Origin of the sequence: Kitasatospora sp. NPDC058190 (assembly GCF_042883685.1) — a bacterium.
Classification (GTDB): domain Bacteria; phylum Actinomycetota; class Actinomycetes; order Streptomycetales; family Streptomycetaceae; genus Kitasatospora.
The window spans coordinates 1-8,462 of the sequence record NZ_JBHVVI010000209.1; the positions used below are offsets into that span (position 1 = coordinate 1).

The 8,462-nt window shown below is 73.6% G+C and carries 7 protein-coding genes; 4 read left to right on the forward strand and 3 right to left on the reverse strand.

What is annotated here, in order from left to right; all coding sequences use genetic code 11:
• From ACFVWU_RS43195 to ACFVWU_RS43205, 3 genes are all read right to left on the reverse strand, one after another.
• A partial coding sequence (locus ACFVWU_RS43195; protein ID WP_387631840.1) for a hypothetical protein occupies nt 1–302 on the reverse strand: 302 nt, incomplete at its 3' end.
• A 287-nt stretch (nt 303–589) separates the two neighbouring features.
• On the reverse strand, nt 590–1,720 hold the full coding sequence (locus ACFVWU_RS43200; RefSeq protein WP_387631843.1) for a sensor histidine kinase: 1,131 nt from the start codon (nt 1,718–1,720) through the stop codon (nt 590–592).
• A gap of 83 nt (nt 1,721–1,803) precedes the next feature.
• Nucleotides 1,804–2,541, reverse strand: a complete 738-nt coding sequence (locus tag ACFVWU_RS43205) for a response regulator transcription factor (protein WP_181970677.1) — start codon at nt 2,539–2,541, stop codon at nt 1,804–1,806.
• 562 nt (nt 2,542–3,103) lie between these two features.
• Here ACFVWU_RS43205 and ACFVWU_RS43210 point away from each other — a divergent pair.
• The 4 genes from ACFVWU_RS43210 to ACFVWU_RS43225 all read left to right on the forward strand — a co-directional run bounded on the left by ACFVWU_RS43210 (nt 3,104) and on the right by ACFVWU_RS43225 (nt 8,329).
• Nucleotides 3,104–3,895, forward strand: a complete 792-nt coding sequence (locus tag ACFVWU_RS43210; protein WP_387631845.1) for a rhomboid-like protein — start codon at nt 3,104–3,106, stop codon at nt 3,893–3,895.
• 170 nt (nt 3,896–4,065) lie between these two features.
• Nucleotides 4,066–6,480 carry an endopeptidase La gene (gene lon / locus ACFVWU_RS43215; protein ID WP_387631847.1) on the forward strand — a complete coding sequence of 805 codons (2,415 nt, stop codon included), beginning with the start codon at nt 4,066–4,068 and terminating at the stop codon, nt 6,478–6,480.
• A gap of 85 nt (nt 6,481–6,565) precedes the next feature.
• Nucleotides 6,566–7,096, forward strand: coding sequence for a GtrA family protein (locus tag ACFVWU_RS43220; RefSeq protein WP_387631849.1), 531 nt, complete (start codon nt 6,566–6,568; stop codon nt 7,094–7,096).
• A gap of 18 nt (nt 7,097–7,114) precedes the next feature.
• The gene (locus ACFVWU_RS43225; protein WP_387631851.1) at nt 7,115–8,329 is read left to right on the forward strand and encodes an ROK family protein; all 1,215 of its coding nucleotides are present in this window, start codon (nt 7,115–7,117) and stop codon (nt 8,327–8,329) included.
• The last annotated feature ends 133 nt before the right edge of the window (nt 8,330–8,462 follow it).

The following is an 8,462-nucleotide window of genomic DNA, read 5'->3' on the forward strand; positions in this document are numbered from 1 at the left end:
GCCGGAGCCGCCGGGGCGGCGGGCGCGGCCGGAGCCGCCGGGGCGGCGGGCGCGGCCGGAGCAGCAGCAGCGGCGGGCGCGGGGGCAGCGGCAGGGGTCGGCGTGGGGCCGGCCTGGGTCGCGGCCTGGGTCACTGGGGTCACCTCGGTACCGGGCTTGTAGTCGGCGAAAAAGTCCCACCAGGCTCGGTCGACCGAGTTCGGGTCCTGGAGGTACTGCTGGTAGATCTCATCGACGAGCCACTCATTGGGACCAAAGCCAGTGGAGCTTGCCGAGCTGGGGGTTTCAGGATGTGGCGACACGGCGGCAACCGCCCTCTTCCGCTTCCTTTTGGGATGTTTGGACAGCGGGGATTAAGGCTACGCCCCTGACCAGTGATCGCGCAGTCCCCGGGCCCCAGGCGTCGCCCAGATCACAGTCCTGACCTGCAGATTGGCTGAAAAAGTACGTTAGAAAGCCGTATCTGAGGGGAACCGATCGGGCCCGTCCGCCCCCCATATGAGGGCGAAACCGGACAAAAACTCAGCCAGATCGTCCGATGACCTTCGTGTGCGTCTGTGTCGGATCTGTGACAAATGTCCCGGCCCGCTCAGCGCTGCCCGGGCAGCCGGACCTCGATCCGGCAGCCGCTCGGGGACTCGGCCACGGCGATCCGCCCGCCGTGCAGGTCCACCGCCCACCGGGCGATGGCCAGGCCCAGCCCGGTGCCGCCGTCCGCGCCCGCTCCGGAGGCGGTGGCGGTGCCGCTGCGGCTGAACCGCTCGAAGACCCGGGTGCGGTCGGCCGGCGGGATGCCGGGGCCCTCGTCCTGGACCTCCAGCAGCAGGCCGCCCTCCTCGCCCTCGGGCCGGGCGCGCACGGTCACCGTGCCGCCGGGAGGGGAGTGCTTGCAGGCGTTGTCGACCAGGTTGGCGACCACCTGGTGGAGGCGTTCCGGGTCCGCCACGGCGGTCAGGCCGGCCGGGTTGACCTCCAGGGCCAGCCGGACGTCGCCGCGTCTGGAGAAGGCGCCGCCGGCCGTCGCGCCGTCCACGGTGACCCCGCGCAGCACGCCGTCCAGGAACTCGCGCACCTCGAAGGGGCGGGCGTCCAGGTCGACCACGCCGTCGTCGATCTTGGAGAGGTCCAGCAGGTGGGTGACCAGGCGGCCGAGCCGCTCGGTCTGCTCCAGCGCGGCCTCGAGGGTCGCCGGATTGGGCTGGACGACGCCGTCCACCACGTTCTCCAGCACGGCGCGCAGCGCGGCGATGGGCGTGCGCAGCTCGTGCGAGACGTTGGCGACCAGCTCGCGGCGGTGCTGGTCGGCGGCCTGCAGGTCGGCGGCCATGGCGTTGAAGGCGGCCGCCAGCTCGCCGATCTCGTCGCGCGAGTTCACCTCGACCCGGCGGCTGTAGTCGCCGGAGGCCATCGAGCGGGCGGCGTCCGTCATCTCGCGCAGGGGGGCGGTCAGCCCGTGCGCGAGGAACTGCATGAACAGCAGCGAGGCGATCATGGAGAAGACCATGATGATCCGGATCTGGGTCTCGGACCGGATCGCCACGACCACCATCCCGGTGGCCAGGAACACGGAGACGATCACCAGCAGGGCGAGCTTGCCCTTGATCGAGCGGACCGGGTCGAGCGGGCGGATGTCGGCCCAGACCCGGCGGGCGGCGCGGGCGGCCAGCGTCTGCGGGCGCGCGCCGTCGGCGTCCCCGTTGCGTTGCTGTGGAAAGGTCATTGGTCCCTTGTGATCCCCGCGTGGTGGCACGGCGGTCTCGGGACGCGGGCCCCCCGGTGGCCCGTCGCCCGAAGCTCCCGCCGTCAGGAGAGCGGGGCCTCCAGTGCGTAGCCGACGCCGTGGACGGTACGGATCCAGCTGGCGCCGATCTTGCGCCGCAGTGCCTTGACGTGGCTGTCGACGGTGCGGGTGCCGGACGCGTCGGTCCAGTCCCACACCTCGGCCAGCAGCTGCTCGCGGGTGAGCACCGCGCGCGGCTGGGCGGCCAGGCAGGCGAGCAGGTCGAACTCGGTCGGCGTCAGGTGGACGTCGCCCGAGGCCAGCCGGACCCGGCGCTGCACGTGGTCGATCTCCAGCTCGCCGAAGCGCAGGCTGCCGAGCGCGGGCGTGCGGGCGGCCTGCTGGGCGCGCTCGACGCGGCGCAGCAGCACGTTGACCCGGGCGGCCAGTTCGCGCATCGAGAACGGTTTGGTCATGTAGTCGTCGGCACCGACGCCGAGGCCGACCAGCAGGTCCGTCTCGTCGTCGCGCGCGGTCAGCATCAGCACCGGCACCGGACGCTGCGCCTGGATCCGGCGGCACACCTCCAGGCCGTCGAAGCCGGGCAGCATGATGTCCAGGACCACCAGGTCCGGCTGCCAGGTGTGGAAGCCGTCCACCGCGCCCGGACCGTCGTGGGCCACGGCGACCTTGAAGCCCTCCGCGCCCAGCCGGGCCGCGATCGACTCCGCGATCGTGGGCTCGTCCTCCACCACCAGCACTCTGCGCTGGCTGCTCACCGTGCCACCGGCGTTGTGGTTGTCCTGCTGAATTTCTGTCACGGTCACGCCACCGCCCCCAGGGCTGCGGGCCGGCCACCTGTGGGGATGGCGGGGCTCCGCTCGTAGTCTTGTTCCGTCGTGGACTGTGCCGGGTCCGCCGTCCCGTCGCGCGCCCAGGAGAGTGGAGGACGGGTGGTTCCCCGTCCACGTCTCCCGCGCACATCGCAGCGTACGGACAGCGGATGCTTTCCGGCAGGTGGACCGGACGTTTCCGGCCCGTGGGCCGGCTGTCCGGCCGCCCGCGGGCCCACTGCACGAGTGGGCACGGGCCGATACCTTACCCGGCGAATTTTCACTGCGTAACGGTACGTATGCAGTCGAGTTGACGCCAAGTCGCCGGTCAGAGGCCCTACTGACGCGTCAATCGGAAGAAGGTCTGGACCTATACCGGTAATCCGGCCGGTCCTCGGCGCAATGGTCTTCACGGGCTTTTCTCAGCTGCCTCTCAGAACCTCGACGTACCGTGGCCACGACAACGCTCCGCCGGGTGGAATCAGGGCCCCGCGCCGGTACGTTGGGCTGCGGCGAGGACCGATGGCTGCGGGCGTGGAGCGGAGGCGGCATGGCTGGAGTGCGGCGCGACGCCGACGGGAGCGCGGCCGCGCGGGTGCCGTACGGAATGCTCCGCCACGGGCTGCGCACCGGCGTCTTCGAGTGGCTGCTGGAACGGGTTCCGACACCTCGGCGCAACCCCTTCACGCTCGGATATCTCGCCGTGGTGGGCGCCACCACGACCTTCGCCACGCTCGCCGATCCGGAACTCGTCCAGCGGCTGCAGGAGGCCTCCAGTTCGGACGGCCACAACCTGCTCCAGCATCCTTTGCGCGCTCTTGTGCTGAGTGGGTTCTGGGTCGCCGGGAACGTGTGGATGCCGTACCTGTGGGGCTTCGCCTTCACCCTCGCGCCGCTGGAGCGCAGGGTCGGACCGGCCCGGGCGGCGGCGGTGTTCGCGGTCGGGCACGTGTCCGCGACGCTGCTCTCCCAGGGGGTGGTGATCACCGCGGTGGAGAGCGGGCGGATGGCGCCCGAGGCGATGGACTACCTGGACATCGGGGTCAGCTACGGCGTGCTCGCCTGCCTGGGCGCGGTGGCCGGACTGCTGCCCCGGCGCGGGCGGCTGCTGGCGCTGGGCGGCGCCGGGTTGATGATCGTCCAGCAGATCGCCACCGAGAAGGACGTGGTCACGGCCGTGGGGCACCCGGCCGCGGTGCTCGCCGGAGTGGCGCTGTGGCGCTGGCTGCGCGGGGCCGAGCGGCGCCCGCCCCGGCCGCGCCGACGCTCGGCGACGGTCCCGGCGGCCGGGTCGGCCCCCGCCGCGGTGCGCGCCGGCGCGCGGCCGTCCGCCGCGCGCTGACCGACCGGCCGCCCCCGTCGGGCTGACCTCTCCCCGTGCTTTTGACGGTGCCGTCCGTCGGGTCGTCCCGTGCCCTCCCCGTTCGCTCATGGCGAACAAAGCGCCGGGAACATTCGGCGGGCGCCAGGCCTTAGTCAGGTCGACTCAAGTTCACTGACTGGGGAGAGATCATGGCATCGACGTCCACTCCGCTCACCCTGCCCGTACTGCCGCTCGACGACGAGGTCGTCCTCCCGGGCATGGTCGTGCCGCTGGACCTGAAGGACGCCGAGGTGCGCGCCGCCGTCGAGGCCGCCCGCGCCGCGGTCACCGGCTCCGGCAAGCCGCAGGTCCTGCTGGTCCCGCGGGTGGACGGCTCGTACGCGGCGGCCGGCACGCTGGCCACCGTGGAGCAGGTCGGCCGCCTGGCGGACGGACCCAACACCGCCGGGCAGCCGGTGGCGCTGGTGCGCGCCGTGCGCCGGGTCCGGATCGGGGTCGGCACCACCGGCCCCGGCGCCGCCCTCTGGGTGGAGACCACGCCGTTCCGGGAGTCCTCGGTCGGCACGCCGGTGGCCGGGCGGGCCGCCGAGCTCGTCAAGGAGTACAAGGCGCTGTCCACCCAGTGGCTGCGCAAGCGCGGCGCCTGGCAGATCGTCGACCGGGTGGCCCAGATCGAGGGCGTCGGCGAACTCGCCGACAACATCGGCTACGCGCCCTTCGTCACCGCCGAGCAGAAGCTCAAGGTGCTGCTGGAGGCCGACCAGGTCGCCCGCCTGGAGTACGCGCTGACCCTGCTGCGCGACCACCTCGCCGAGGAGGAGGTCAACGACACCATCCGCAAGGACGTCGAGGAGGGCGTGGCCAAGCAGCAGAAGGAGTTCCTGCTCCGCCGGCAGCTGGAGGCCGTCCGCAAGGAGCTGGCCGAGCTGAACGGCGACCCGGCCGACGAGGAGGGCGACTACCGCGCCCGGGTCGAGGCCGCCGACCTGCCCGCGAAGGTGCGGGAGGCGGCGCTCAAGGAGGTGGACAAGCTGGAGCGCGCGTCCGACCAGTCCCCCGAGGGCTCGTGGATCCGCACCTGGCTGGACACCGTCCTGGAACTGCCCTGGAACGAGCGCACCGAGGACGCGTACGACATCTCCGGTGCCCGCGCCGTGCTGGACGCCGACCACGCCGGGCTGACCGACGTCAAGGACCGGATCGTCGAGTACCTGGCCGTCCGCAAGCGCCGCGCCGACCAGGGGCTCGGGCTGGTCGGCGGCCGCCGGGGTGGCGCGGTGCTGGCCCTGGTCGGGCCCCCCGGGGTCGGAAAGACGTCGCTCGGGGAGTCGGTGGCCCGCGCCATGGGCCGCACGTTCGTCCGGGTCGCGCTCGGCGGCGTCCGGGACGAGGCCGAGATCCGCGGCCACCGGCGCACCTACGTCGGCGCGCTGCCCGGCCGGCTGGTGCGGGCGATCAAGGAGGCCGGCTCGATGAACCCGGTCGTCCTGCTCGACGAGATCGACAAGGTTGGCTCCGACTACCGGGGCGACCCGGCCGCCGCCCTGCTGGAGGTGCTGGACCCGGCGCAGAACCACACCTTCCGGGACCACTACCTGGAGGTCGAGCTCGACCTCTCCGACGTCGTCTTCCTCGCCACCGCCAACGTGCTGGAGGCCATCCCCGAGCCACTGCTCGACCGGATGGAGCTGGTCCGGCTCGACGGCTACACCGAGGACGAGAAGGTCGTCATCGCCCGCGACCACCTGCTCCCGCGCCAGCTGGAGAAGGCCGGCCTGGGCGACGGGCAGGTCAGCGTGGACGAGGAGGCGCTGCGCAGGCTCGCCGGGGAGTACACCCGGGAGGCAGGCGTGCGCACCCTGGAGCGCTCGATCGCCCGGGTGCTGCGCAAGATCGCCGCACAGGCCGAGCTGGGCGAGCGCGAGCTGCCCGCCACGGTCGGCGCGCAGGACCTGCGTGCCCTGATCGGCCGACCGCACCACGTGCCGGAGTCCGCCCAGGAGCCCGCCGAGCGACGCACCGCCGTCCCCGGCGTGGCCACCGGCCTCGCGGTCACCGGCGCCGGCGGCGACGTCCTCTACATCGAGGCCTCGCTGGCCGACGCCGAGACCGGCGGCACCGGGCTGACGCTGACCGGGCAGCTGGGCGACGTGATGAAGGAGTCCGCGCACATCGCACTCTCCTTCCTGCGGTCGCGCGGGGCCGAGCTGGAACTGCCGGTCACCTCGCTGCGCGACCGCGGCGTCCACCTGCACGTCCCGGCCGGGGCCGTCCCCAAGGACGGGCCGAGCGCCGGCATCACCATGACCACGGCGCTGGCCTCGCTGCTCTCCGGCCGCAAGGTGCGCACCGACGTGGCGATGACGGGCGAGGTGTCGCTGACCGGGCGGGTGCTGCCGATCGGCGGGGTGAAGCAGAAGCTGCTCGCCGCCGACCGGGCCGGGGTCACCACGGTGATCATCCCCAAGCGCAACGAGGCCGACCTGGACGACGTCCCGGCCGAGGTGCTGGAGCGGCTCACCGTCCACCCGGTGTCGGACGTGCGGGAGGTGCTGAAGCTGGCCCTGGAGCCGGCCGAGGTGCTGGTCGCCGCCGCGGCGTAGCGCTCGCCAGGGCCGACGGCCAGGGCCTGTCCGGCGGATCCATCCGGGCCCGCCGGACAGGCCCGGCGCGTGCCACACTGCGGAGATGCCGTCCCCCACGCAGCGCGTCCTGGCCCGGGTGCCGGCCCGGCTGCGCCCGCTCCTGCTGCGGCACCGCCGGCTGGTGAAGTTCCTGGTGGTCGGCGGCGGCTGCTTCGTGCTCACCGTGGTGATCGACTTCGGGCTCAAGTTCACCGTCCTGGAGCACAAGCCGGTGGCCGCGCTGACGGTGGCGACGGTGATCGCCACCGCCGTCTCCTACGTGCTCAACCGGCGCTGGGCCTTCCGCACCGACGGACGCGGGCGGGAGGCCCTGCTGTTCTTCCTGGTCAGCGCGGTGGCGATCGGCGTCAACGACGTTCCGCTGGCGCTCTCCCGGTACGCCCTGGACCTGCGCGAGCCGTACGTCGACCCGCTCACCCAGGAGTTCGCCGACTTCCTCAGCGGGATGGTCGTCGGGACCTTCGTCGCGATGCTGTTCCGCTTCTGGGCGGTGCGGCGGTGGGTCTTCACCGGTCCCGCCGAGCGGGCGCGGCCGGGTTACGCTGCACCCGAGATGCCACGGGATGTCTCGTAAGACCGTGAGGTGAGAATTATGCGCGGCGAGCCGGACGGCGTCCGGACCGGGCCCGCCAGCCAGCAGGGGATGCGCCGGGCCAACCTGGCCCTGGTGCTCGGAGTGATCGCGCGCGGCCCGCGCTCGCGCGCCGAGGTGGCCACCGAGACCGGGCTGACCAGGGCCGCGGTCTCCTCGCTCGCCGAACAGCTGATCTCCGCCGGCCTGGTCGTCGAGGAGGGCCCCGCCGCGCCCAGCGGCAAGGTCGGCCGCCCCGGCACCGCGCTCGGGCTCAACCCGCTCGGGCCCGGCGGCCTCGGAGCCGAGATCGGCGTCCGGCACCTGGGCGTCTGCGTGGTCGACCTGCGCGGGGAGGTCCGCGCCTGGCGGCGCCAGGAGGTCGTCAACCGCGGCCGGCAGCCCGCCGCCGTGATGGCCGACCTCGCCCGGCTGGTGCGCTCCGCCGTCGCCGAGTCGGGCCTGCGCCCGGCCGGACTGACCCTGGCCGTGCCCGGACCGGTCGGCGCCGGCGGGGTGCTCCAGAAGGCCGCCAACCTCGGCTGGCAGGACGTCCCGCTGGCCCCCGAACTGCGCCCGGCGCTGCGCGGCGCCGGGGACCGCCTGGCCGAGCTGTCGGTCCAGGCGGACAACGAGGCCAACCTCGGCGGACTGGCCGAACGGTGGTTGGAGGAGGGCCCGGAGGACTTCCTCTACATCTCCGCCGAGGCCGGGGTCGGCGCGGCGATCGTGGTCGGCGGCCGGCTGCTGCGCGGCGCGCGCGGCTACGCGGGCGAGTTCGGCCACGTCCCCGTCCACCCGGAGGGGATGCGCTGCGCCTGCGGGGCGCACGGCTGCCTGGAGCAGTACGCGGGCGAGGCGGCGGTGCTGCGGGCGGCCGGGCTGACCGGTGCGCGCGGCGACTGGGTGACCCTGCTGGCCGAACGCGCCGGCGCCGGGGACGGGCCGGCCCTGGCGGCGCTGGCCGGGGCCGGCTCGGCGCTCGGCATCGCGGCGGCCGGGGCGGTCAACCTGCTGGATCCGGCCGAGGTGGTGCTGGGCGGCGGCTACGCCCGGCTGGCGCCCTGGCTGCTGCCGGCGATGCGCCGCGAGCTGACCGCCCGGGTGACGGTGCGGCCCTGGGCGGAGGACCGGCTGACGGTCTCCAAGCTCGGCCGGCGCGGGCCGCTGCTGGGCGCGGCGGTCGGCGTGGTGCGGGCCATCGTCGCCGACCCGGGGCCGCTCGCGGGCGGCTGAGGCCGGCGCTCCCGGAACACGGAAGAGCCCCCGGCCGACAGGCGGTTTCTAGGGGTCGTTGCAACACGTGGTTGGTTTGATTAGGCCGCGAGCAGTTTATGCAGGCGCTCGGCTGGGGTTTCCCAGCCGAGCG

Coding starts and splice junctions, on each gene's coding strand:
- ACFVWU_RS43210 (WP_387631845.1), top strand. CDS start 3,104: ATGGCTGGAGTGCGGCGCGACGCCGACGGGAGCGCGGCCGCGCGGGTG.
- lon (WP_387631847.1), top strand. CDS start 4,066: ATGGCATCGACGTCCACTCCGCTCACCCTGCCCGTACTGCCGCTCGAC.
- ACFVWU_RS43220 (WP_387631849.1), top strand. CDS start 6,566: ATGCCGTCCCCCACGCAGCGCGTCCTGGCCCGGGTGCCGGCCCGGCTG.
- ACFVWU_RS43225 (WP_387631851.1), top strand. CDS start 7,115: ATGCGCGGCGAGCCGGACGGCGTCCGGACCGGGCCCGCCAGCCAGCAG.
- ACFVWU_RS43200 (WP_387631843.1), bottom strand. CDS start 1,720: ATGACCTTTCCACAGCAACGCAACGGGGACGCCGACGGCGCGCGCCCG.